Below are 24,321 nucleotides of genomic sequence, written 5' to 3'. Positions count from 1 at the left end.
CTCCTTACCTACCAGTTGGAGTTACACCATGAATAAAGTCCTACCCGACCCACCCTTCGACCCTGCCAAAACCCGCGCCGCGTTCAATCGCGCCATCGACCACTACCTGCCCAGCCAGGGTTTCCACAGCGTCAACGACGACCTGAGTTTTGAAGATGCGTTGCTGTACACCGCCAGCCTGCTCGACAGTGCTTCGGCGACCGCGCTGGATTGTGGCGAACTGCTGGACAGTCCAGGGCGGGCGAAGATTCTGGCGGTGTGGCATTTGCTGGAGATTGCCAGGACCACAGTAGATCGCTCTATCGAATGCCTGAAGCCCTTGAAGGCCACAGCCTAAACGCGGTCGAAAAGTGTGGGAGCGGGCTTGCTCGCTCCCACATTTGATCTTCGCTGCTTTGAGCATTTCGTTCGCTTAACTGAACGGGCAAGCCCCCTCCCAAACTGAGCGCATTCCAATGCTCGCAGTATCAACGCTTCAATTTCCAGGCAGGCTGGCCGCGTGAATAAATGCCTCATCCAAAGTACTGCCGCCATACCTGCTCATAAAGCCCTCGGCATCGGTAAAACGATTAAAACGCCGCTGGCTCAGCATATAAAAGTCATCACAGTGAGTGACGATCTCATCGACGTTATGCGACGACACGAGTACCGCAACGCCTTCCGCCGCCGCCCCCTCCAAACACCGCCAGATGTGATAACGAAACTCCGGGTCAACACCCGCGGTTGGTTCATCTAGAATCACCAGGTCTGCGTTGACGGACAGCAAAGACAAGGTAAAAAAACAGCGTTTTTCGCCATAACTGCAAAGGGAAGATTTTTTCTTCCAGATTTCGCAGTACCGCTCAGCAATACCAGGGCTCCACTTTTCAATTTTCTCCAAGGCATGCCGTTGGGTAATCGGTGTATCGGAGCAAAAAAGCATCATCATGTTGAACACATCGAACATGCGAAAAACAGGGGGCGTTGCGATGATTTGCGACAGGTAAAGCAGCTTGGAAAACAAACGATGTATTTCGCCGCCACTCCTTTTTTTCAGACCGCAGATCACGTCAAAAAACGTGGTTTTCCCAGAACCGTTAGGCCCCAGCAATCCTGAAATCGAGCCCGATTCTACGACTAACTCAGCGTTGTTGAATAAGACGTGCTGGGCATACCTGACATCCAGTGCATCCACGATCAGCCGTTTCATCAGTACCGACTCCAAACGGGGTTGATGAGTAAAAATCGGAACACCAGCCACCCTGTGACGATGATCAACCCTACAACCACCGCGACCACAGGTGCAGATTCGGTCACACCCACCAACATAATGCGATTAGCCCACCCCATCGGATTAAAAAGACCCATCACGTTAAACAGTGGATGTGAGGCGCTCAGGCTACCGATACCTAGCGCCAACATCGCGACTGAACAAATGGAAAAAAGGGTGTTGCTATTTTGAAAGCCGATAGGCACCAACGTCAGTAAGAGCGCTGGCGTGGAAAACAGCAAGAAGCACATATAAAAACGCCCAACTATAACCATCCATTCATCCAAAGCCACGGAGCCAAAATAACCCCGCGTCAGTACGTAAAACACCGAACAATAAATAACCGACATGAAGGAGTAGGCTAAAAACTGCCCAGTAAGAAAGGTAATCTTGGTGCGTTTTGTATAAACAAAGGAACGCAAAAAACCACTTTCCCTGCGCCCTACGATATAAAACGCCAAGCCAAACAGGGCCACGCTTGAAGAGATAAAAGCGTAGAACCATGAAGTCGCAGAGGTGTAGTCTCGGTAGAGTTCATCACCAGTGACCCTAGCGTAAGTTAACAAGTAAAAAGTAACTGCAGGGGATATCACAATCCAGAGCAAGGCAACCGGCTCTTTCAGCTGTTCTTTGATAAAAAGTATCGCCAGCAAAAACGGTTTAGATAAGGGATAGGTACACATAGATCACCTCACGGGAAAGGTACCATGGTCTCCAAACGAGACGACAATATTGATGATTCAAAATTTTCGGAGTATCTATTTTTTAGATTTATATTTTTCGAGTTATCCATATGGAGGAACAGATCAGGTGAAATGTACTTTGTAAAGACACAGCTAACCCCATTGACGTTTGAACACTTGGAATAAAAATAACCCATAATACCGAGTTTTTTCAGGACAGACAGAAAGACCTCTAACGAAAATGCTGAAAAATTTCCTCTATTTTGCTCATCTGCGACAACTACATAATCAGTTATTTCTTGATATGTAATATAATCATTGCAACTCAAGAAATAGCGAAGATAAGAATCCTCAACCTTGTCCTCATCAGACTCGATCGCTTTAAACAAATCCATGAAACGATAGGTTTGCCACAACTCAAGCACTGACTTTTCCAAGGCTTCAGCCATCTCACCACAATAGGACATACCCGCACAGTACTTCACATGGTGATTTGCCTTTTTTTGGCCATAAACTACTAGCAAACAAACTCCGGGGAAACGGTTGTCAGAGATATCAAAAATGGAAACCTCACCTGAAAAAGTAAGCGCATCATATAGACATTTAACATTTCTTCCCGCCAGCAGACTTTCAACTTCAACGCGGGAAATTAGTGACCTACATTGTTTGGCCAACCAAAACCTTATAAGAAATTGTCGCTCAAGATACTCTTTTATAGCTCCTAGAAATGCGACATTCAGGTCCCAGTGAAAACTGCAACCACATGTATCCCTTAGAGGATATAGAAAGTTATCCTTTTCAAGGCCATACGCAGATAGTGAAATTGTTATTGTGGGAATAAAGCATTCAGAAAAATCAGAAGCTCTCATGACTCGAGTCAATGAGAATTGATGCTTTTCAATTTCGTCAACTGAAACAAACTTCGACGCAGTCTGAGTGAGTGCGCGTGCAAAACTATCAACTTCGATTTTCGTCAATGACTCATTAAGCACCCCGTTTTTTGTTGAGAGAAGTTCTCTGTAAAAATGCCGTCTTTCGAAATACTCTCCTAGGGCAGCCTTGATAGAACGTGCACCCCCACCCACACCTGATCCATTAACTGAAAGAGCGTCTGACACCTCCACGGAATTTGGCAGAGAAAGCAGCCCAGCAGGTTGCAACAATAATATTCCCGGAAGATCCGGCTTCTGCATTGCGTTAACCAGTTTCATGCTGTTTACCTATCAAGTGAACACAAACAGGAAAGAACAGGGCTGGATTAACTCCCAGCAGCTTACATACCATAGAGTCTGTGTAGGCGGACCAGGGCCGACATGCCAGTCCTAGCTGTTTCGCTTGAATCTCTATAAGCATATAAATAGAACCAACCTCCATAAGTCCCATCCGATATCCGCGATATCTATACTTGAAAAGGTTTTTTGGAATATAGACCGCATAGATAATCGCCAAGCTCGGAAATCCAATTTCTTGGGGCGAATTCAAAATAGCCGCTTTGACATCCTCAAGATCCACCTTCTTCTGCAACACTTCAAACTTTCTAGATTTGGGCAGCAAATGTAAAATATTGCCATGGGTGGGCCAGTCAGTATTATAATCAGTGAGGGAACAAACAAATATTTCAACTGGGTATAGCGCTCCCGCACTCGGATATCCTCGCTTATTTCCCCCAATACTCCTAGAGACGAGAGGAGCTACTAGTTTATTCAGGCTTTTGAAGGCCAAGGGTTCTGGTGAGAATTTTTCACATGATTCATTTCTATACAACCAACTCGCCCTATCCTCCTCAGAAAAATCAAGCTCAACCGTTATATCCATATCAGGATAAAGGACAAGTTCATTGCCGGTTAACTGTTTCAGACGTTTTTGATCCAGTGAGTGGAGGCCTGTACAAGCTTGAAACGCTTCATGAAAAATAAAATTACCCTTACAGTGAAACTCGAGCACCGCATCGTAGACCGAATGATCTAGAAATCTGAGGTAATAATCATGCGGAATATTTTTCATACCCCGCCCCCCAAGCAGTCACACATATACCAATGCGAATTTGGTTCTTGAAATATTCCGCCATCGCTTAACTTTACATACGACGAACACAAAATATCGTCATGGTATTTACGCAACACGCCGCCCTCAGTAAAAAACCTTACATTTCTAATAATCGCACCAACAACAATCAGCTCTTGATACAGGCTTAGTTTTTTAAACGGTATATTGACATGCTTATTTTTACAAAATGCCAAAGCAGACGCCCAATTATTTTTCGCCAGCCTGACTGACTCATTATGAATAAGTCGATCAACGGTACAAAAATGACAAGGATTCCCAACCTCTGCGATATAAGGCTGCCCGATGCAAAAAAAATCCCCCATCGGCCAGCAAACACTAATAGCGCTGCGCGGTGACGACTTGACCAAGTCGAAATGTAGCTTTTTCAGACCTTCATAATCATATGAATGACACAGTAAAACAATAAAACACCTAATCCCTGCAGCGGACTTTACTACATCATTTGAAAATTCTTTAAACTCCACCGCACCGGAAAGCTCTTGTCTAAATAGGTCCTCAACGCCAACAATCCCCTCCTTTGAATATACAACTATGGTCTTTTCAAAATAAAGGTCACCTACAGTTCTGATAGGAATTATTTTCTCCAGAAACGCAAATGCACTGTCCGCATTTAAACCGTTACCAGAAAGTACTTCATCTAATTCATCTCTAGTCATAGCCCGGGACATCTGCAGTTGTCGCAACGCCTTTAAAAGTGGTTGTGAATGTACCTTTGAAATACCTACATCAGATATCACTAGGCTTTCCGTCTCGAAATTCAGAATCTGGTAGTTTGGTATGGATATATTCATCGCATGATCCCCTGCAGGGGCTTCAGGCAGCGCCTAGGAAACCCCGTCAAGTGGGTAAGTTAAACTTTTTCGATGGCAGGTGATTGATCTTCTATAGAGTTGTGACCACATCCACCGGAGCCACCACTCCCTCCATTACAACCGCCGCCACCTCCACAACCTCCGCTGCCACCACAACCACCCTGGCTTCCTGAAGCGCCTGCATTACCGGCATACGGATTAAATCCATATTCACTATCGAAGCCGAAGACGACTTCTCCAAACTCTGACTCTTTCATTTTTACACTCCTTACAATTTATTGACGTCACTTAACCGAAGTGACATTCACAATTTAGTAGGCGAAAAAAAACATGCAAGAAAAACAAACATTCCTAGTAGGAAAATTAATACTTTCAATTAGGAAATTTCTCTCATTAAAATCAGAACACAAGTAATTGTCCGAGGTAGAAAATTCCGAATCAAACTTTCAAGAATTAACCATTCCCAGCGAAATTAAGACTTTAGAAAGTATCAATTATTGAATATGAAAATTATCCGAGGACGAACTCTGCGTAGGAAACAGCGTGGCATGTCAAAAACAAGGTAAAAAATCCGACAAACGGTTCAGTCAGGGCTCCACAACATCAACAACGACCTGAGTTTTGAAGATGCGTTGCTGTACACCGCCAGCCTGCTCGACAGTGCTTCGGCGACCGCGCTCGATTGTGGCGAACTGCTGGACAGTCCAGGGCGGGCGAAGATTCTGGCGGTGTGGCATTTGCTGGAGATTGCCAGGACTACGGTAGATGGCTCTATCGAGTGTATGAAGCCCTTGAAGGCAACACCTTAAAATGTGGAAGGGGGCTTGCTCCCGATGGCGGTGGGTCAGCTGATATATCCACTGCTGACACTCCGTCATCGGGGGCAAGTCCTCTCCCACATTGGACGCATTTCAATGCCTTGATCCGCTTCGGCAGTCGAAGCGTGGATAGCTCTATCGAGTGTATGAAGCCCTTGAAGGCAACACCTTAAAATGTGGAAGGGGGCTTGCTCCCGATGGCGGTGGGTCAGCTGATATATCCACTGCTGACACTCCGTCATCGGGGGCGAGCCCCCTCCCACATTGGACGCATTTCAATGTCTTGATCCGCTTCGGCAGTCGAAGCGTGGATAGCTCCATCGAGTGTATGAAGCCCTTGAAGGCAGCACCTTAAAATGTGGAAGGGGCTTGCTCCTGATGGCGGTGGGTCAGCTGATATATCCACTGCTGACACTCCGTCATCGGGGGCAAGCCCCCTCCCACATTGGACGCATTTCAATGTCTTGATCCGCTTCGGCAGTCGAAGCGTGGATAGCTCTATCGAGTGTATGAAGCCCTTGAAGGCAGCACCTTAAAATGTGGAGGGGGGCTTGCTCCCGATGGCGGTGGGTCAGCTGATATATCCACTGCTGACACTCCGTCATCGGGGGCGAGCCCCCTCCCACATTGGACGCATTTCAATGTCTTGATCCGCTTGGGCAGTCGAAGCGTGGATAGCTCCATCGAGTGTATGAAGCCCTTGAAGGCAGCACCTTAAAATGTGGAAGGGGGCTTGCTCCCGATGGCGGTGGGTCAGCTGATATATCCACTGCTGACACTCCGTCATCGGGGGCGAGCCCCCTCCCACATTGGACGCATTTCAATGTCTTGATCCGCTTCGGCAGTCGAAGCGTGTAGCCTATCGAGTGTATGAAGCCCTTGAAGGTAGCACTTTGTCGTGGAAGGGGGCTTGCTCCGATGGCGGTGGGTCAGCTGATATATCCACTGCTGACACTCCGTCATCGGGGGCGAGCCCCCTCCCACATTGGACGCATTTCAATGTCTTGATCCGCTTCGGCAGTCGGAAGCGCGATAGCTCCATCGAGTGTATGAAGCCCTTTGAAGGCAGCATTTGTCGTGGAAGGGGCTTACCTCGATGGCGGTGGGCTGGATATATCCACTGCTGATACTCGTCATCGGGGGGCGAGCCCCCTCCCACATTGGACGCATTTCAATGTCTTGATCCGCTTCGGCAGTCGAAGCGTGGATAGCTCTATCGAGTGTATGAAGCCCTTGAAGGCAGCACCTTAAAATGTGGAAGGGGCTTGCTCCCGATGGCGGTGGGTCAGCTGATATATCCACTGCTGACACTTCGGCATCGGGAGCAAGCCCCCTCCCACACTGTGCATTCAGATCCGGCGCCGACGGTCGAGTGGGGGGATGGCGGTTTGTGCGATTTCCACGCGTTGTACCTGCGCCACCGTCCTGGCGGCGAGTTGGGCCAGGGTGGGTTGGCTGAATAAGGTGCGCGCATCCACTTCCAGCCCGGCCTTGCGCAGGCGGGCTACCAGGTTTACGGCCAGCAGCGAGTGCCCGCCAAGTTCGAAAAAGTGATCATGGCGCCCTACCCGTTCGAGTTTCAACACCTCGGCCCAGATCCCCGACATCAGGGTTTCCACGTCGCCCACGGGCGCTTCATAGGCGCGGCTGAGCACCGCTTCCAGCCCGGGTTCGGGCAAGGCCTTGCGGTCGAGTTTGCCAGCAGGGTTGAGAGGCAGTGCATCGAGTTGTACGAAGGCGGCCGGCACCATGTATTCCGGCAGTTGCTCCAGCACATGGGTGCGCAAGGCTTCCAGGCTCGGGGCCTGGCCGCGCAGGGTGTAGTAGGCGACCAGGCGCTCATCGCGAATCAGCACCGCCACTTCACGCAAGGCCGGGTGTGCGGCCAGGCGTGCCTCGATCTCTCCCAGCTCCAGGCGTACGCCGCGCAGTTTGACCTGGAAGTCGTTGCGCCCGAGGAACTCGAGGTTGCCGTCCGGCCGGTAGCGCACCAGGTCGCCAGTGCGATACAGGCGGTCACCGGCCACGAAGGGGCTGTCGATAAAGCGCTCGGCGGTCAGTTGTTCCAGGCCCAGGTAGCCTCGGGCAACCCCAACGCCACCGATATGCAATTGGCCGCTGATGCCCATCGGCACGGGCATGTCATGGGCGTCCAGCACGTACAGGCGGGTGTTGTGGATGGCGCGACCAATCGGCAGTTGTCCGGCGGGTACCGGCGCGCCGGGCTCGAGGGTCCAGGCGCTGCTGTCTACCGTGGCTTCGGTGGGGCCGTAGACGTTGTGCAAGCGCACCTTGGGCAAGCGTGCCTGCACGCCCCGGGCCAGGGCTTCGGTGAGTTCGCCGCCGCCGCACAACACGTCGGTGAGGCTGGTGCACAGCGCCGACTCATCCAATTCTAGAAATTGCTGCAGCATTGCCGGCACGAACTTGATCACGCTGATCTGTTGCTCGCGAATCAGTTGGGCCAGGTACGCCGGTTCACGGTGCCCGTCAGGCCGCGCCAGTACCAGGCGCATGCCGTTGCTCAGCGGCCAGAACAGCTCCCACACCGAACCGTCGAAGCTGAACGGCGCGCGCTGCAACAAGCCACCCCCTTCGGCATTCGGGCACAGCCGGGAGCCCCAGTGCAGCAGGTTGCCCAGGCCGCGATGTTCGATCATCACGCCCTTGGGCGTGCCGGTGGAGCCCGAGGTGTACATCACGTAGGCCAGGTTGGCGACGCTCAAGCCCGGCACCACGGGATCAACCGTGGGTGCCTGATGCCAGGTGCAGTGGTCGAAGTCGATCAGCGGGATCGCGACCTCGCCCACTACCTTGCGTGTGGCGGCCTGTACCAGCAGTGCCACCGGCTGGCTGTCGGCGAGCATGTAGGCCAGGCGCTCACGCGGGTAACCCGGGTCGAGGGGCACATAGGCGCCGCCCGCCTTGAGAATCGCCAGCAGCCCTACCACCAGCTCCAGCCCGCGCTCTACACACAACGCGACCCGCGAGTCAGGCTGTACTCCACGCTCTTGCAGGTGGAAGGCCAACTGGTTGGCGCGCTCGTTGAGTTGGCGGTAGGTCAATTGCCGGTCGCCGGCCTGCACCGCAATGGCATCGGGGGTCCGTCGCGCGTGGGCTTCGAACAGCGCCTGCACCGTCAAGGTTTGCGGGTAATCGGTGGCGGTGGCGTTGAAGTCCACCAGCAAGGTTTGCAATTGGCTGGCAGGCAACACCTGCACGTCGCGCAGCGGCATTTTCGGGGCGCGCTCAAGCGCATCCACCAAGCCGCCGAGTACCGTATCGAGATAGCCCAGCAGCCGTTCGGCACCCACTGCACGCGGTGCCTTGGCCTTGAGCCGGAAGCCGCTGGCCACGTCGTCCACCGTGAGCATCAGCGGGTAACTGAGGATGTCTTCACTGCTGAGCAAGGCAATGCCCGGCACCAGGTTCAGCTCGGGGTTGGCCGAGGTGTGGCGGTAGTTGAGCAGGCTGTTGAACAGCGGTGACACGCCGCTGCAACGCTGGGCCAACGCCAGGGACGCCTGTTCATGGACGAGCAAGGCACTCAGTTGGGCGTGGGTGTCGTGCAGTGTATCCAGCACGTTTCGTTCGGCCAGGCGCAGGCGCAGCGGCAAGGTGTTGATGAACATCCCCAGGGCTCGCTCGGCGCCTTCGCCGGCTTGCAGGCGGCCAAGCAAGACGGTGCCGAACACCACATCGTCGCGGCCGGCGACCCGGCTGAGCACATGGGCCCAGGCCAGGTGGAACAGGCTCGCGGCACTGACACCCAGGGTCCGCGTCTGGCTGCGTAAACGCAGATTGAGCGTATCGCTGAGCGAGCATTCAGCCTCTTCGATCTCGGCACGGTGGGCCTGGCGCTCCTGCAAGCCAAACGCCAGGGTCGGTTCGTCTACCTCTGCCAGGCGCTCACGAAAGAACTGCTCGTGGGCAGCCTGACGTGCGACACAACGGGTCTGCGCAACCACGTTTCGATACGGCACGGGGGTGGGCAATTGCGCCTGTTGGCCGAGCAGATGGGCACGGATTTCGTCCACCAAGACAGTGGTCGAAGTGGCATCGTTGACCAGGTGATGAAAGCGCAGCCTGGCGACCCAGCGTTGGTTATGGGGTTCTTCGGCATAATCCAGGGCCATCAGCGGCGCCTGGCGCAGGTCCAGGGGTTCAGCCGGTTCGCGCAGAGGTTCGACCTGCAGCCGCGCTTGACGCCACACCACCTGCATCGGTTGTTCAAGGGTGTCCCAGACGAGGCTGGTGCGCAAAATATCGTGGCGGTCGATCACCTGTTGCAGGGCGTTGGCGAAGGCGTCCAATTGTTCGCGGTGCACAAAGCTGAACAGCGCCTGTTGCTGGTACGGGTCGCGTTCGTCGGTGAGGTGGTGGTAGAGCAACCCTTCCTGCAACGGCGCCAACGGGTAGATTTCCTGCACATTGGCGGCGCCGCCGGGGACGCCGGCGACAATGCGGTCGACGCTGGGTTGATCCAGCTCGGCCAGGGCGAGCAGGTCCGGGGTGATATGGGCGCAGCCTGGCGGAATGCGATTGGCCGGCACCCTGATGTCACTGCCAACACACGCCGCCGCCAGCGCCGCCAACGTCGGCTGGCCGAACAGCACCTGCACATCGGCGCGCAGGCCGGCCTGGCGCATGCGCTGCACCAGTTGCACCGCCAGCAGCGAATGCCCGCCCAGCTCGAAGAAATGGTCCTGGCGGCCCACCTGCTGCACTTGCAACAATTCAGCCCAGATCTGCGCCAGGGTGGTTTCCACCCCGTCTTGCGGGGCTTCGAAGCGGCGGGTGACAAAGGCTGCCGGGTTCGGTGGCGGCAAGGCCTTGCGGTCGAGCTTGCCGTTGGCGGTCAGCGGCATCACCTCCAGGCATACGTAAGCCGCCGGCACCATGTAGTCGGGCAACGTGCTTTGCAGGTGCGCGCGCAGTACTTGGATATCGACCGGCTCACGCGGGATAAACCAGGCCAGCAATTGCCCCTCACGGCACTGCACCACGGCTTCCTTGATCGCCGGATGGGCGGCCAGGGCCGATTCGATTTCGCCGAGTTCAATGCGTACGCCGCGGATTTTTACCTGATCGTCATTGCGCCCCAGGTATTCCAGGTTGCCTTCCGGCAACCAGCGCGCCAGGTCGCCGGTGCGGTACATGCGACCGTCGCTGAAAGGATTATCCAGAAAACGCTCGGCACTCAACTCGGCACGGTTCAGGTAGCCCCGCGCTACGCCTTTGCCGCCGACATACAACTCCCCCACTATGCCAATCGGCACCGGGCGCTGTTGCGCGTCCAGCAGGTAGACGCTGGCATTGGCGACCGGCGCGCCGATATGCAGCGGCTGGCCCACTTCGACAGGTCCTGAGGTCGCCACCACGGTGGCTTCGGTAGGACCGTAGTTGTTGATCACCGCGAACGTTTGCGCCTGGGTAAAGGTGCGCAGACGGTCGCCGCCGATCAATAAGGTGCGCAAGGTGGGATGTACAAGGTGCTGGCTGAAGGCGTATTCGGCAACCGGCGTGGGCAGGAAACACAGGTCCAGTGGTTGCGCACGCCACCAGTCGAGCAGCGCATCGATATCTTCCGCGCCGTCGTGGGCCGGTGGCAGGTGCAGCGTCGCGCCCACGCACAGGGCCGGCCAGACTTCCCAGGCCATCGCATCAAAGCCAAAGCCGGCGACGCTGGCGGCGTGGCTGCCCGCGTGCAGGTCGAAGGCGCGGCAATGCCAGTCCACCAGGTTCGATACGCTGTGGTGCTCGACCATCACCCCCTTGGGCAAACCGGTGGAACCAGAGGTGTAGATCACATAGGCCAGGTTCGACGGCGTGACCGGTACCAGGGGGTTGCTGTCGATGTGTGCAGCAGCAGGCTCCAGCGCGATCACCGGCACCGGCGACGCAGGCAGCCGCTGGCGCAGGTCGTGTTGGGTCAGGATCGCCACAGGCGCGCTGTCATGCAACAGGTAGTCCAGGCGCTCGGCGGGATGGGCCGGATCCAGCGGCACGTAGCAGGCGCCGGATTTGAGGATCGCCAACAGCCCCGCCAAGGTGTCCAGACCGCGTCGGGCCAGGATCGCCACGCGATCATCCGGCTGTACGCCGTGTGTCAACAGTTGATGGGCCAGGGTATTGGCCTGGCGGTTGAGCTGGGTATAGGTCAACTGGCGGCCCTGGCACACCGCAGCAATGGCATCCGGCGTGCGTGCGGCTTGCGCTTCAATCCGCTGGTGCAAAGTCTGTGGCGCGGCGTTGGGCTGCGCGGTAGCGTTCCAGTGCAGCAACCGGGCCTGCTCCTCAGGCGGCAGCAGGGACAACTCACCGATCTTCAATGCGCTGTCTTCCAGCCCTTGCTCCAGCAGCCAGATGAAGCGCCGCGCCAACGCCTGGACTTCGTCGTGCTGGAAGTACGCCTCGTTATAGACGCAGTGCAGCCAGGCGCTGTCCTGATAACGGTTGCTGCGCAGGTGAATGGCGATCGGCAGCGTCTCATGCTGGTTGGAGACCTTGATAGCGCGGGCCTGGACCTGACCGAAACGCAGGTCATGGTCGTCCTGCTCGAACGACACAGACAAATCGAACAACTGGCCGCGATCCGTGCGGCGCAGGCCCAACTCGCGGTTCATCTCGCTCAAGGGAAAACGCTGATGACGGAAGTCCTGCTTGAGCTGATCACGTATGCCGCGTACCAGGTCACAGAAAGACAACGCTTCGCTGAACTGAAAACGTACCGCGCTGACCTGGGTGAACATGCCTACGGTGGCGCGAAAACGCGCGTTGGAGCGGTTGAGGATGGGCAGCCCCACCACCCATTCCTCGCGTTGGCTGGTGCGGGTGAAATACACATACAACGCCGCCAGCAACACATGGAACGCCGACGCCTCGTGGCGATGGGCAACCTGCTCCATGCGGGCGAGCAGCGCCGCAGGGAAGCCCTGCACAAGCGTGTTGCTCGACGTATTGGCAGTGTGCCTGGGGGTGAACAACGGCTCGGGCAATACCTGGTATTTGTCCAGCCAATAAGCACGGTCGCGAGCGTAGCGGGCCGATTGCAGGTAGCGCTGGTCGGTGTCGATGAACTCGATATAGGACGGGGCCAGCGGCTGCGCTTGACCACCCTGTTCCAGGACGGTGTACAGCTCGGCAAGGGATTGCAGCATCTGGCCAAAGCCCCAGCCGTCGAGGATCAGATGATGGGCTTGGGTGCCGAGGCGGTAGTGATCATCGTCAATCTTGACCAGGAAAAAACCAAACAACGGCGCACCACTCAAGGCGTACGTCCGGGCCATCTGTGCCTGCATCAAGGCATGGGTCGCCGCGAGTGGGTCGGGCAGCGCGCAGAAGTCATGCAGTGGCACGTCCACCGCCAATTGCGCGGCAAAGGTTTGCCGTGGCATGCCATCGGCGTCGGTTTGCAGCTGGGTGCGCAACGCATCGTGCCGAGCCACCAGTTGTACAACGGCCTGCCGGATGCGCTCGGGCACCACCGGGCCGGCAAAATCGAGATAGCCGCCGATGGTGTACATCGGCGAATCGCCCAAGCGCAATTGATCGAGCCAGATGTCCTGTTGGGCGGCGGTGAGGGGGAAGCTGGCCGGCAGGCGGGAGGAATGCTGCATAAGATCCTTCTCATGGGTTCAGGCACTGGCCGCGCAAGGTGGCCCATTACGCCGAAGTTGCCGGATTTGAGCATGCAGGCAGGAGGCTGTCTGTCACCCGAAACCCGGACATTCGAATGGATAGAACGGGGCTGGCGAGTGGTTCACTGCTGAAACGATTAAAGCCCTGTAGGAGATTGGCTATATATAGCCGATGCTGGCATTTCGACCATCGACTTAAATTAATATTTTTATCTTAAATATCAGACAGTTAATCGGACGTAAAAATTATCCATCTGGGTTCGTTGTTGGTTTTACTCGCCATAAACGTCGAATTAATGACGCGATTTCTATGGCAGCTTGTGTCCCTCGTTTCCGCTACATACGTAGGACAATTCCCTATGGCTAAATAAAATCTCGAACGCCGAGTTACGTTCAAGCAGTACGGACCGCCCCGCCCAGGCCCAGGGCGTCCGTTGACGGTTTTCGACATCAAGGATGAGATGGCTATGAGTCTGACCCGTAGTATTGGCGACACACAGGGCGCGCAATTTTATGCCGAAATGGGCGAGTTGATTTCAAACAGCGGCAACGAACATTTCGCCGCCAATATGCTGCACCTGGTGGACAAGTGGGTGCCAATCCATTTGGTGGACCTCAGCGAATGGACCCTGGATGAACTGCGCGACTGCGTGCTGGACATCAAGTTGCTGGGCAGCGCCGGGCTGAACAAGGATTTGTCTGTAGACCAGACCCTGCACCCGCTGAACGACCATCCGTTGCTGCACCAGATGTTGTGCATGCAAGACCCATTGCTGATCCAGATGAAAGCCAAGGCCGACAGCGCACACCCACGGGGCAGTTCGCACCAGTGCAACCTGGTATCGCGCCAAGGCAATCGACGTTGCGTGATTTCGTTTTATCGGCCTCCGACCCAGCGTGGGTTTTCGCTGGCGGAGCTGTCGTTTCTCAAATGCTTGTCGGACACTCTGTTGCCGCTGATGGAGCGGCACGCGCAGCTCCTGCGCCAGGCACCGCAGGCCGAGATCGGGCCGGCCCATACCCTGCTGGAGCAATCGCAATTGCAGCGCGAGTTCTACAAGCGTCTGTCCCTGAGCGATATCACCCTGTCGGCGCGGGAGCAGGAGGTGTGCCTGGGCCTGTTGACCGGCGGCACCGTGCCGCAGATCGCGGAAAAACTCAGTGTCAAAAACAGTTCAATCGAGACCTACCTCAAGCGCGCCGCCGCCAAGCTCGGCGTGAGTGGTCGGCACGGCCTGGCCAAATGGATGGTGGGCGCCTGATGAACAAACTGACGTGCTATACCGTCGGCATGGCCTGGATGCTCGGCGGTTGCTCGTTGATCCCCGAGTATCAACGGCCCGCAGCACCGACACCTGCGCAGTATCCCCAGGGCGGCGTCTACAGCCTGGCGCAGGCCGGCCCCTTGGCGCAGAACCCGGACTGGCAGCAGCTGTTCCACGACCCGGCACTGCAACAGCTGATTGGTCAAGCGCTGGTCAACAACCGCGACCTGCGGGTGGCGGCCCTGAATGTGCAGGCGTTCCAGGCGCAGTACCGCATCCAGCGCGCAGACCTGTTCCCGGCGATCTCAGCCAACGGCGCCGGCAAGCGCCAGAAGCTGCCGGGGGACGTGACCGGCACTGGCAAGTCGGCGATCACTTCCAACTATTCCGCCACCCTGGGCCTGAGCGCCTACGAGCTGGATTTGTTCGGCCGTGTGCGCAGCCTCAGCGAACAGGCGATGCTCACCTACCTGGGCACCGAAGAAGCACGGCGCAGTGCGCAATTGAGCCTGGTGGCCAACGTGGCCAATGCCTACCTGACCTGGCGAGCCGATCAGGAACTGCTGGCCCTCGCCGGGCAAACCCTGGTGGCCAATGACCGCAGCTGGCAATTGACTAGCCGCAGTAAAAGCGCGGGCAAAGCCTCGGCGCTGGATGTGGTGCAAGCCCGCACAGCGGTGGAAAGCACCCGTGCCAGCGTGGCCCGCTATGAACGCCAGGTGGCCCAGGACCTCAACAACCTCACCCTGCTGGTGGGCGGGCCGGTAGATGAAAACCTGCCCTCGCGTCCACTGGCCGACGACCTGGTTGCCCGCGTCCCCGCCGGCTTGCCCTCCGACCTGCTGCAACGCCGTCCGGATATCCTCCAGGCCGAATACCAGTTACAGGCGGCCAACGCCAATATCGGCGCCGCCCGTGCCGCGTTCTTTCCGTCGGTAACCCTTACGGCCAACGCCGGCAGCACCAGCAAGGAACTGTCGGGGCTGTTCAAGGGCGGGTCGGGTACGTGGACATTCCAGCCGCAGATCAATCTGCCGATCTTCAACGCGGGCAGCCTGCGTGCCAGCCTTGATTACGCCAAGCTGCAGAAAGACATCACGGTGGCCCAGTATGAAAAATCCATCCAGGTCGCGTTCCAGGAAGTCGCCGACGGCCTGGCCGCGCGCCAGACCTTCAACGACCAACTGGACGCGCAACGGGATTTCGTCGCCGCCAACCAAAGCTATTATGACCTGGCCCAGCATCGCTACCGCAGCGGCGTGGACAGCAACTTGACGTTCCTCGATGCGCAGCGGGCGTTGTTCAACTCACAGCAGGCGCTGATTGTGGATAGGCTGGCGCAGTTGGTGGCGGAGGTGAATCTGTACACGGCGCTGGGTGGCGCCTGGAGTGTCAACCCAACCCCGACTGCCGCAGCCGATACTCCCCCGGCGTCATCTGCGCATAACGCAGGAAAAACCGGCTGAAATACGCCGGGTCCTTGAACCCCAGCTGGTAGCAGATTTCATTTGCCGAACTTCCGCTGAACAGCAGCAGGCGCTTGGCTTCCTGCATCAGCCGTTCAAGGACCAGACGCTTGGAAGGTAAGTCGGCGATGCGTCGGCACACCTCATTGAGCCGCGCCGGTGTCACGCCGATTCCCTCGGCATAGCGCACCAACGGCCAATGTTCCAGGTAATGGGCTTCGACCAGCTCGTTGAAGCGATGGAAAATGCGCAGGTCTTCACGGGCCATCGGGCGTGCCGGCAACGCGTGGGCGCACAGGCGCAGCAGGCGGATCATGATCAGGCGCGTCAGGCTGTCGAGGGCGGCAGCGCGCCCTGCCCGTTCGGCGTTGATCTCGTCGCACAGTGCTTCGAAGAGCTGATCCAGGCCGTCGGCGTCGTCGCCCAGCGCGACACAGGCCGCACCTGAGGCGAGGCTGGGGTCGGCGTCGATCAACCCCCACACCAACTGCTGGCGCACCGTCAACACATGCCCATCGGCATCGGCTTCGGTGACGAAGGCGTGGGCCACCGTGGGCGGCGTGAGGAAAAACATCGGCCCCGACTCGACGTATTGACGATCATCCAGATAAACCCGCACCGCGCCACTCTTGACGTAATGCACCTGGAAAAACCGGTCATGCCGATGCACGGCCATGTTGCGCCCGAAAAAACCCGCCAGGTTGCCGAGCTTGTCGTAATGCACCTCGGCATCGCTGTAGCGCTGGTCGTAGACCTGCCCGATGTTGATATTGGGAATCGGCTTCACGCGGCCCTCCTCTTGTTGTTCTGATGCCGTTGGAGTTTGCCATGCTTGACGGTAGTTAACATATTAATTATAACGTTAACAACTTAACGAACTGCCAACGCAGTCTTCGTCACCGCCAGGAGAAACGCATGAGCCGTACCCTGCATGATGTTGCCAGCGGCACCCTGTTCGGCGTTGCGCTGAACTACCAGGGCCTGCTGGAGCAACATCTCGCCGCCTTCGAGCAGGCGCCCTACCAGAAGCCACCGACCAAGCCGGTGCTGTTTATCAAGACTCCCAACACCCGCAATACCCATGGCGGCGTGGTGCTGCAGCCGGCGGGCGAGCGTCTGCAACCGGGCCCGGCGTTGGGTGTGGTGATCGGCCAGCGCGCCAGCCGCGTCAGCCAGGACAATGCCATGGTCCATGTCGCCGGGTATGTGGTGGTCAACGAGTTCAGCCTGCCGGAAGACAGCTACTACCGCCCCGCCGTCAAAGCCAAATGCCGCGATGGGTTCTGCGCCCTGGGGCCTGAGGTGATCGCCCGCGACCAAGTGACCAACCCCAATCAACTGGACCTCAAGCTCTTCGTCAACGGCCAACTGCGCCAGGAAAATTCCACCGCTCATTGGGTGCGAGACATTGCGCAATTGATCGCCGAGATCAGCGAATTCATGACCTTGCACCCTGGTGACGTGCTGATCACCGGCACACCGGAAGGCCGCGTCGATGTGCAGCCCGGCGACCGGGTTGAAGTTGAAATCACCGGTGTGGGCCGTTTGCTCAACACCATTGAGGCAGAGGTATTGGCATGAAGCGCGCACGCATCGGCTTTGAAGGTCAAATCCATTCCGTGCAGGTCGACGACGACTGCAGCGTGCGCCTCGGCGATGGCCGCCGGCTCGCGCAAGAACAGGTGCAATGGCTGCCACCCGCCACCGGCAACATGTTCGCCCTCGGCTTGAACTACGCCGACCACGCCGCCGAACTGGCTTTCACACCGCCGACCGAACCGCTGGTTTTTATCAAGTCAGTCGGCACCTACACCGGCCACCGCCAAGTCACCTGGCGCCCGGATAACGTTGCCTACATGCATTACGAGTGCGAGCTGGTGGCGGTGATCGGCAAGACCGCCCGCAACGTCAAGCGTGCCGACGCCCTGGATTACCTGGCCGGCTACACGGTGTGCAACGACTACGCGATCCGCGACTACCTGGAAAACTACTACCGCCCCAACCTGCGGGTAAAAAACCGCGACGCCACCACCCCGGTCGGCCCGTGGATCGTCGACGTGGCTGACGTGCCCGACCCGGGCAACCTGAAATTGCGCACCTGGATCAACGGCGAGTTGCGCCAGGAAGGCAGCACTAAAGACATGATTTTCGATATCCCCTACCTCATCGAATACCTGTCCAGCTTCATGACCCTGCAACCTGGCGACATGATCGCCACCGGCACGCCCGAGGGCCTGGCCGATGTGGTGCCAGGGGATGAAGTGGTGGTGGAAGTCGAAGGCGTGGGCCGCCTGGTCAACCGTATTGTCAGTGAGACGCAGTTTTTCTCCGCGCGCAAAGAGGCTTGAGCAACATGATCAAACATTGGATCGATGGCCGTGAGGTCGAGAGCAAAGACGTGTTCGTCAACTACAACCCGGCCACTGGCGAGGCCATTGGTGAAGTGGCCAGCGGCGGCGCCAAAGAAGTCGCCCAAGCCGTAGCGGCGGCCAAGGCGGCGTTCCCCAAGTGGGCCAACACCCCGGCCAAGGAACGCGCACGCCTGATGCGCAAGCTGGGTGAGTTGATCGAACAGAACGTGCCACGCCTGGCCGAGCTGGAGACCCTCGACACAGGCCTGCCGATCCACCAGACCAAAAACGTGTTGATCCCACGCGCCTCGCACAACTTCGATTTCTTCGCTGAAGTCTGCACGCGCATGGACGGCCACAGCTACCCGGTGGACGACCAGATGCTCAACTACACCCTGTACCAGCCGGTGGGCGTGTGCGCGTTGGTGTCGCCATGGAACGTGCCGTTCATGACCGCCACCTGGAAGACCGCACCGTGCCTGGCCCTGGGTAACACGGCGGTGTTGAAGATGTCAGAACTGTCGCCCCTGACTGCCAATGAACTGGGACGCCTGGCAGTGGAAGCCGGGATCCCCAACGGTGTGCTCAATGTGATCCAGGGCTACGGCGCCACCGCTGGTGATGCCCTGGTGCGCCACCCGGATGTGCGGGCGATTTCCTTTACCGGCGGCACCGCCACCGGCAAGAAAATCATGCAGACCGCGGGCCTTAAAAAGTACTCCATGGAACTGGGCGGCAAGTCGCCGGTGCTGATCTTTGAAGACGCCGACCTTGAGCGCGCCCTTGATGCCGCGCTGTTCACGATCTTTTCCCTGAACGGCGAGCGTTGCACCGCCGGCAGCCGGATTTTTATCCAGGAAAGCGTCTACCCACAGTTTGTTGCCGAGTTCGCGGCGCGGGCCAAGCGCTTGATCGTGGGCGACCCCCAGGACCCCAAGACCCAGGTCGGCTCAATGATCACCCAAGCCCATTACGACAAGGTCACCGGCTACATCAGGATCGGCCTGGAGGAAGGCGCTACGCTGCTGGCCGGCGGGCTGGAGCGGCCGGCCAACTTGCCTGCGCACTTGAGCCGCGGGCAGTTTATCCAGCCGACGGTGTTCGCCGATGTGAACAACAAGATGCGCATCGCCCAGGAAGAAATCTTCGGCCCGGTGGTGTGCCTGATCCCGTTCAAGGACGAAGCCGAGGCGCTGCAATTGGCCAACGACACCGAGTACGGCCTGGCCTCTTATATTTGGACCCAGGACATCAGCAAGGCCCATCGACTGGCACGCGGCATTGAAGCAGGCATGGTATTTATCAACAGCCAGAACGTGCGCGACTTGCGCCAGCCATTCGGCGGCGTGAAAGGCTCAGGCACCGGCCGTGAAGGTGGCCAGTACAGCTTTGAAGTGTTTGCCGAGATCAAGAACGTGTGCATTTCCATGGGCAGTCATCACATTCCGCGCTGGGGCATCTGAAGCCCGCATTGCCTGTAGGAGCGAGGGGGACGCCAAGTCCTTGCTCGCGAAGCACCCACAGGCACCGCCGGCTACCTGAAGCGCTGCGTTATCGTTGACCTTTTTCGCGAGCAAGCTCGCTCCTACAAGAACAATTATTCAGGAGAATCATCATGGGCGAAGTGGTTCTGGCAGCGAAGATCTGCCACGTACCGTCGATGTATCTGTCGGAACTGCCCGGCAAGCATCACGGCTGCCGCGAAGCGGCGATTGCCGGGCACAAGGAAATCGGGCGCCGCGCCCGCGAACTGGGGGCCGACACCGCCGTGGTGTTCGACGTGCACTGGCTGGTCAACAGCGGTTATCACATCAACTGTGGCGAACAATTCCAAGGCACCTACACCAGCAACGAGCTGCCGCACTTTATCAAGAACATGGACTACGGCTACCCGGGCTGCCCCGAGCTGGGTGAGCTGATCGCCGCCGAAGCCAACCTGGCCGGCGTGCGCAGCATGGCCCACAACATCCCCAGCCTGGAGCTGGAATACGGCACCCTGGTGCCCATGCGCTACATGCACATGGGCGTGCCCGAGGATGAAAAATTCAAGGTAATTTCCATCGCTGCCTGGTGTGCCTGGCATCGCCTGGAAGACAGCTTCGCCTTCGGCGCCGCCGTACGCCGGGCCATCGAAAAGAGCGAGCGCAAGGTGCTGGTGCTGGCGTCCGGGTCGCTGTCCCATCGTTTTTCCGACGATCGCCAGGCCGAAGCGAATATCCATAACTGGACCCGCGAATTCGACAAGCAGGTGGACCTGCACGTGGTCGAGCTGTGGCAGCAAGGCCGCTTCAAGGAGTTCTGCGCCATGCTGCCGGACTACGCCGAACACTGCTTTGGCGAAGGCAAGATGCACGACACCGCCATGCTCCTGGGCCTGTTGGGTGGGCCCGACTATGCCCAGCCGGCCGAGATCATCACGCCGCCGTTCGGCAGTTCGGGCACTGGCCAGATCAATGCGATTTTCCCGCTGTAGACCAGGGAGAACACCATGCCGCACTTTATTGCCGAATACACCGACAACCTTGAAACTCAGGCCGATTTGCCCGGCCTGTTTGAAAAAATCCACCGCGTGCTGGGCGACAGTGGCGTGTTTCCGTTGGGCGGCATCCGCAGCCGTGGCGTGCGCCTGGACACCTGGCGCATGGCCGACGGCAAGCATGACTACGCCTTCGTGCACATGACCCTCAAGGTCGGCCACGGTCGCGACCTGGCAACACGCGAGGCCGTGGCCCAAGCGGTGTTCGCGGTGATTACCGCGCACTTCGCCGAGCTGCAGGCGCAGCGGTTATTGGCGCTGTCGTTCGAGATGATCGAGCTGCACCCGCAGCTCAACTTCAAGCAGAACAATGTGCATGCGTTCCTGAACAACCCGGCGAACTGAAAAGGGCCCCGCCCCCTGTAGGAGCGAGCTTGCTCGCGAGAAGCCTCCAGGCACCGCGGATCCAGCAGCGCTGCGTTTTCGTTGACGTTTTTCGCGAGCAAGCTCGCTCCTACAACAAAAAGTACAACATCATGAGCACAGCCCACTCCACTGCAAGCCTGCGGCTTGCCGAGCACGACCGTACCCATCGTTTGGTGACCTGGCGCCTGATGCCCTTGTTGCTGGGGTGTTATCTGTTCGCCCATCTGGACCGTATCAACATCGGCTTCGCCAAGATGCAGATGAGCCACGACCTGCAGTTCAGCGACACGGTGTACGGCTTCGGCGCCGGGCTGTTTTTCATCGCCTACGCGCTGTTCGGCGTGCCCAGCAACATGGCCCTGGACCGGGTCGGGCCACGGCGCTGGATCGCCTGCCTGATGGTGCTGTGGGGCCTGCTCTCCACCGGCATGCTGTGGGTGGAGAGCGCCCGCGGTTTCTACCTGCTGCGCTTTTTACTGGGGGTGGCCGAGGCCGGTTTTTTCCCGGGCATCCTGGTGTTTCTCAACCGTTGGTACCCGGCGCGCCGGCGTGCCCAGGTCACCGCCCTGTTTGCCATTGCCGTGCCCATGGCCGGGGTGTTGGGCGGGCCGATTTCCGGGGCGATCCTGGAGAACTTCCACGATGTCGGCAGCCTGCGCGGCTGGCAGTGGATGTTCCTGATCGAAGGTGCGCCCGTGGTGCTGCTGGGGCTGGTGGTGCTCAAGTGCTTGCCGGACAGTTTCGAGTCAGTGCACTGGTTGAGCACCGAGCAAAAACAGCAACTGCGCACCCAGTTGAGCAATGAGGAACAGCGCAAGACTATCACCTCGTTCAGCGGCATCCTGCGGGACCCGCAAGTGTGGCTGCTGGTAGCCGTGTACTTTGCGGTAATGCTGGCGGTCAACACCCTGGCGTTCTGGATGCCGACCCTCATCCACGGCGCCGGCATCGGCCGCGACAGCCAGGTCGGCCTGCTCAGCGCCGTGCCCTACCTGGCCGGCTGTTTCTTCATGATCGGCTGTGGGCGCTCCTCAGACCGCCATCGCGAACGCCGCTGGCACTTGTGCGTGCCGCTGCTGATGGCCGCGATCGGCATCGCCGTGGCGGGCCTGGCGCCCGGCAATGCGCTGCTGGTGATGAGCGGGTTGGCGGTTGCCGGCATGGGCGCCAGCGCGGCGCTGCCAATGTTCTGGCAACTGCCGCCGGCGTTTCTGTCCAACACCACCCAGGCGGCGGGCATCGCCATGATCAGCTCGTTCGGCAGCATTGCCGCGTTCCTCGCGCCGTACCTGATTGGCTGGATGCGCGACGCCACCCAGAGCGCCAGCCTGGCCCTGTACGTACTCGCCCTGTTTATCGCCCTCGGTGGCCTGCTGGTGCTGCGCACCCACGCCGCCATCGTCAACCCCCACTAGAGACCGTTGCCATGCTCGACTCCCAGCAAATCCTCGCGGCCGCCGCCCACCTGGACCGCGCCGAACGCAGCCGCGAACAGGTGCGCCAGTTTTCCCTCGATTACCCCGGCATCACCCTTGAGGACGCCTACGCCATCCAGCGCGCCTGGGTGGCACAAAAAATCAACGATGGGCGCACGCTCAAGGGCCACAAGATCGGCCTCACCTCACGGGCCATGCAGGTCTCTTCAAACATCACCGAGCCCGACTACGGCGTCCTGCTCGATGACATGTTTTTCGATGAAGGCAGTGATATTCCCTTCGAGCGCTTCATCGTGCCGCGTGTGGAAGTGGAACTGGCGTTCATCCTCGGCAAGCCGCTCAAGGGTCCGAACTGCACAGTGTTCGATGTGCTTGATGCCACCGAATGGGTGATCCCGGCGCTGGAAATCATCGACGCGCGCATCCAACAGATCGACCCCCAGACCAACGCCACCCGCAAGGTGTTCGACACCATCTCCGACAATGCCGCCAACGCCGGTGTGGTGCTCGGTGGCCGTGCCGTGCGGCCGACCGAGATCGACCTGCGCAAAGTACCGGCGGTGCTGTACCGCAATGGCGTGATCGAAGAGTCCGGCGTCTCGGCGGCAGTGCTCAACCACCCTGCCAAGGGCGTGGCCTGGCTGGCCAACAAACTGGCGGCGCATGACGTCACCCTGCTGCCCGGCCAGGTGATTCTAGGCGGTTCGTTTACCCGCCCGGTGGCGGCCCGCCCCGGGGATACTTTCCACGTCGACTACGACCTGCTCGGCTCGATCGCCTGTCGCTTCGTCTGAACACTGGAGGACTGTCATGGACATGCCTGTCAACCGCTTCAAACAACGCCTGCACCAAGGCGAGGTGCAGATCGGCCTGTGGCTCGGCCTCGCCAATGCCTATAGCGCAGAGCTGGCCGCCAACGCCGGTTTCGACTGGCTGCTGATCGATGGCGAACACGCCCCAAACCACCTGCCGGGCATGCTTGCGCAATTGCAGGCCATAGCGCCCTACCCCAGCCAGGCGTTGATTCGCCCGGTGATCGGCGACACCGCGCTGATCAAGCAATTGCTGGACATCGGCGCCCAGACCCTGCTGGTGCCCATGGTCGAAAGCCCATCCCAGGCCCGGGAACTGGTGCGCGCCCTGCGCTATCCGCCCCAGGGTATTCGCGGCGTCGGCAGTGCCCTGGCCCGTGCGTCGCGTTGGAACAGCCTGCCCGAGTACCTCGACCAGGCCGACGCGCAGATGTGCCTGCTGGTGCAGATCGAAAACCGCGAAGGCCTGGCCAACCTCGACGCCATCGCTGCCGTCGATGGCGTGGACGGTGTGTTTATCGGCCCGGCGGACTTGAGCGCAGCCATGGGCCATCGCGGTAACCCCGGGCACCCTGAAGTGCAGGCGGCGATTGAGGACGCCATCGTGCGCATCGTCAAGGCCGGCAAGGCGGCGGGGATTCTCAGTGCGGATGAACGCCTGGCGCGGCGCTATATCGAATTGGGCGCGACGTTCGTGGCGGTGGGGGTGGATACCACGGTGTTGATGCGCGGGTTGCAGGCACTGGCTGGGAAGTTCAAAGACACTCTACAGACCACCACCACAGGCGGCGTGTACTGAAATCCAATGTGGGAGGGGGCA

At 58.4% G+C, this 24,321-nt stretch carries 19 protein-coding genes and 1 pseudogene; 12 read left to right on the top strand and 8 right to left on the bottom strand.

The window, feature by feature from the left end; all coding sequences use genetic code 11:
• Positions 1-28 precede the first annotated feature (28 nt).
• On the top strand, positions 29-337 hold the full coding sequence (locus KVH01_RS28785) for a DUF6124 family protein (RefSeq protein ID WP_043051339.1): 309 nt from the start codon (positions 29-31) through the stop codon (positions 335-337).
• Between the two features lie 138 nt (positions 338-475).
• Here KVH01_RS28785 and KVH01_RS28780 read toward each other — a convergent pair whose 3' ends face one another.
• The 6 genes from KVH01_RS28780 to KVH01_RS28755 are packed head-to-tail and all read right to left on the bottom strand — an operon-like array spanning position 476 to position 5,068.
• Positions 476-1,189 (bottom strand): AAA family ATPase, encoded by a 714-nt coding sequence (locus KVH01_RS28780; protein ID WP_217883735.1) that lies wholly within the window; start codon positions 1,187-1,189, stop codon positions 476-478.
• Entirely contained in the window at positions 1,189-1,932 is a 744-nt protein-coding gene (locus KVH01_RS28775; protein ID WP_217883734.1) for an ABC transporter permease, read from the bottom strand. Before KVH01_RS28775 ends, KVH01_RS28780 begins: the two co-directional genes overlap by 1 nt.
• Before the next feature lie 8 nt (positions 1,933-1,940).
• Positions 1,941-3,143 carry a YcaO-like family protein gene (locus KVH01_RS28770; RefSeq protein ID WP_217883733.1) on the bottom strand — a complete coding sequence of 401 codons (1,203 nt, stop codon included), beginning with the start codon at positions 3,141-3,143 and terminating at the stop codon, positions 1,941-1,943.
• Entirely contained in the window at positions 3,130-3,936 is an 807-nt protein-coding gene (locus KVH01_RS28765; RefSeq protein WP_217883732.1) for a SagB/ThcOx family dehydrogenase, read from the bottom strand. The genes KVH01_RS28770 and KVH01_RS28765 overlap by 14 nt, the downstream gene beginning before the upstream one ends.
• Complete coding sequence (locus KVH01_RS28760; RefSeq protein WP_217883731.1) at positions 3,933-4,790, bottom strand: McbB family protein; 858 nt, start codon at positions 4,788-4,790, stop codon at positions 3,933-3,935. Before KVH01_RS28760 ends, KVH01_RS28765 begins: the two co-directional genes overlap by 4 nt.
• Positions 4,791-4,849: 59 nt before the next feature.
• A complete protein-coding gene (locus tag KVH01_RS28755; protein ID WP_124421744.1) occupies positions 4,850-5,068 on the bottom strand; it encodes a hypothetical protein in 219 nt (72 codons plus the stop codon).
• Between the two features lie 333 nt (positions 5,069-5,401).
• Here KVH01_RS28755 and KVH01_RS30225 point away from each other — a divergent pair.
• Positions 5,402-5,620: pseudogene (locus tag KVH01_RS30225) on the top strand (DUF6124 family protein); the annotation flags it as partial.
• A 1,358-nt stretch (positions 5,621-6,978) separates the two neighbouring features.
• Here KVH01_RS30225 and KVH01_RS28750 read toward each other — a convergent pair.
• Positions 6,979-13,248, bottom strand: a complete 6,270-nt coding sequence (locus KVH01_RS28750; protein WP_217883730.1) for a non-ribosomal peptide synthetase — start codon at positions 13,246-13,248, stop codon at positions 6,979-6,981.
• 488 nt (positions 13,249-13,736) lie between these two features.
• On the opposite strand from KVH01_RS28750, the gene KVH01_RS28745 reads away from it, so the two are divergent.
• The gene (locus KVH01_RS28745) at positions 13,737-14,531 is read left to right on the top strand and encodes a helix-turn-helix transcriptional regulator (protein ID WP_217883729.1); all 795 of its coding nucleotides are present in this window, start codon (positions 13,737-13,739) and stop codon (positions 14,529-14,531) included.
• The gene (locus KVH01_RS28740; RefSeq protein WP_217883728.1) at positions 14,531-16,000 is read left to right on the top strand and encodes an efflux transporter outer membrane subunit; all 1,470 of its coding nucleotides are present in this window, start codon (positions 14,531-14,533) and stop codon (positions 15,998-16,000) included. The genes KVH01_RS28745 and KVH01_RS28740 overlap by 1 nt, the downstream gene beginning before the upstream one ends.
• Here the strand turns inward: KVH01_RS28740 and hpaA are convergent.
• Entirely contained in the window at positions 15,927-16,787 is an 861-nt protein-coding gene (gene hpaA / locus KVH01_RS28735) for a 4-hydroxyphenylacetate catabolism regulatory protein HpaA (RefSeq protein WP_043049375.1), read from the bottom strand. The genes KVH01_RS28740 and hpaA overlap by 74 nt on opposite strands.
• A gap of 128 nt (positions 16,788-16,915) precedes the next feature.
• Between hpaA and KVH01_RS28730 the strand changes: the two genes are divergently transcribed.
• From KVH01_RS28730 to hpaI, 8 genes are all read left to right on the top strand, one after another.
• Entirely contained in the window at positions 16,916-17,581 is a 666-nt protein-coding gene (locus tag KVH01_RS28730; protein WP_217883727.1) for a fumarylacetoacetate hydrolase family protein, read from the top strand.
• Positions 17,578-18,348 carry a fumarylacetoacetate hydrolase family protein gene (locus KVH01_RS28725; protein WP_217883726.1) on the top strand — a complete coding sequence of 257 codons (771 nt, stop codon included), beginning with the start codon at positions 17,578-17,580 and terminating at the stop codon, positions 18,346-18,348. Before KVH01_RS28730 ends, KVH01_RS28725 begins: the two co-directional genes overlap by 4 nt.
• Positions 18,349-18,353: 5 nt before the next feature.
• The gene (hpaE, locus tag KVH01_RS28720) at positions 18,354-19,814 is read left to right on the top strand and encodes a 5-carboxymethyl-2-hydroxymuconate semialdehyde dehydrogenase (RefSeq protein WP_217883725.1); all 1,461 of its coding nucleotides are present in this window, start codon (positions 18,354-18,356) and stop codon (positions 19,812-19,814) included.
• Positions 19,815-19,966: 152 nt separating this feature from the next.
• Positions 19,967-20,824 (top strand): 3,4-dihydroxyphenylacetate 2,3-dioxygenase, encoded by an 858-nt coding sequence (gene hpaD, locus KVH01_RS28715; protein ID WP_217883724.1) that lies wholly within the window; start codon positions 19,967-19,969, stop codon positions 20,822-20,824.
• A gap of 15 nt (positions 20,825-20,839) precedes the next feature.
• Positions 20,840-21,232, top strand: coding sequence for a 5-carboxymethyl-2-hydroxymuconate Delta-isomerase (locus KVH01_RS28710; protein ID WP_217883723.1), 393 nt, complete (start codon positions 20,840-20,842; stop codon positions 21,230-21,232).
• 131 nt (positions 21,233-21,363) lie between these two features.
• Complete coding sequence (locus KVH01_RS28705; protein ID WP_217883722.1) at positions 21,364-22,668, top strand: MFS transporter; 1,305 nt, start codon at positions 21,364-21,366, stop codon at positions 22,666-22,668.
• A gap of 11 nt (positions 22,669-22,679) precedes the next feature.
• Entirely contained in the window at positions 22,680-23,483 is an 804-nt protein-coding gene (hpaH, locus tag KVH01_RS28700) for a 2-oxo-hept-4-ene-1,7-dioate hydratase (protein ID WP_217883721.1), read from the top strand.
• 16 nt (positions 23,484-23,499) lie between these two features.
• A complete protein-coding gene (gene hpaI, locus KVH01_RS28695; protein ID WP_217883720.1) occupies positions 23,500-24,300 on the top strand; it encodes a 4-hydroxy-2-oxoheptanedioate aldolase in 801 nt (266 codons plus the stop codon).
• Positions 24,301-24,321: the final 21 nt, after the last annotated feature.

Source organism: Pseudomonas khavaziana (assembly GCF_019145205.1).
Lineage (GTDB): Bacteria > Pseudomonadota > Gammaproteobacteria > Pseudomonadales > Pseudomonadaceae > Aquipseudomonas > Aquipseudomonas khavaziana.
The sequence above is the reverse complement of the archived record's forward strand: the minus strand, read 5'-3'. Positions and strand labels throughout refer to the sequence as shown.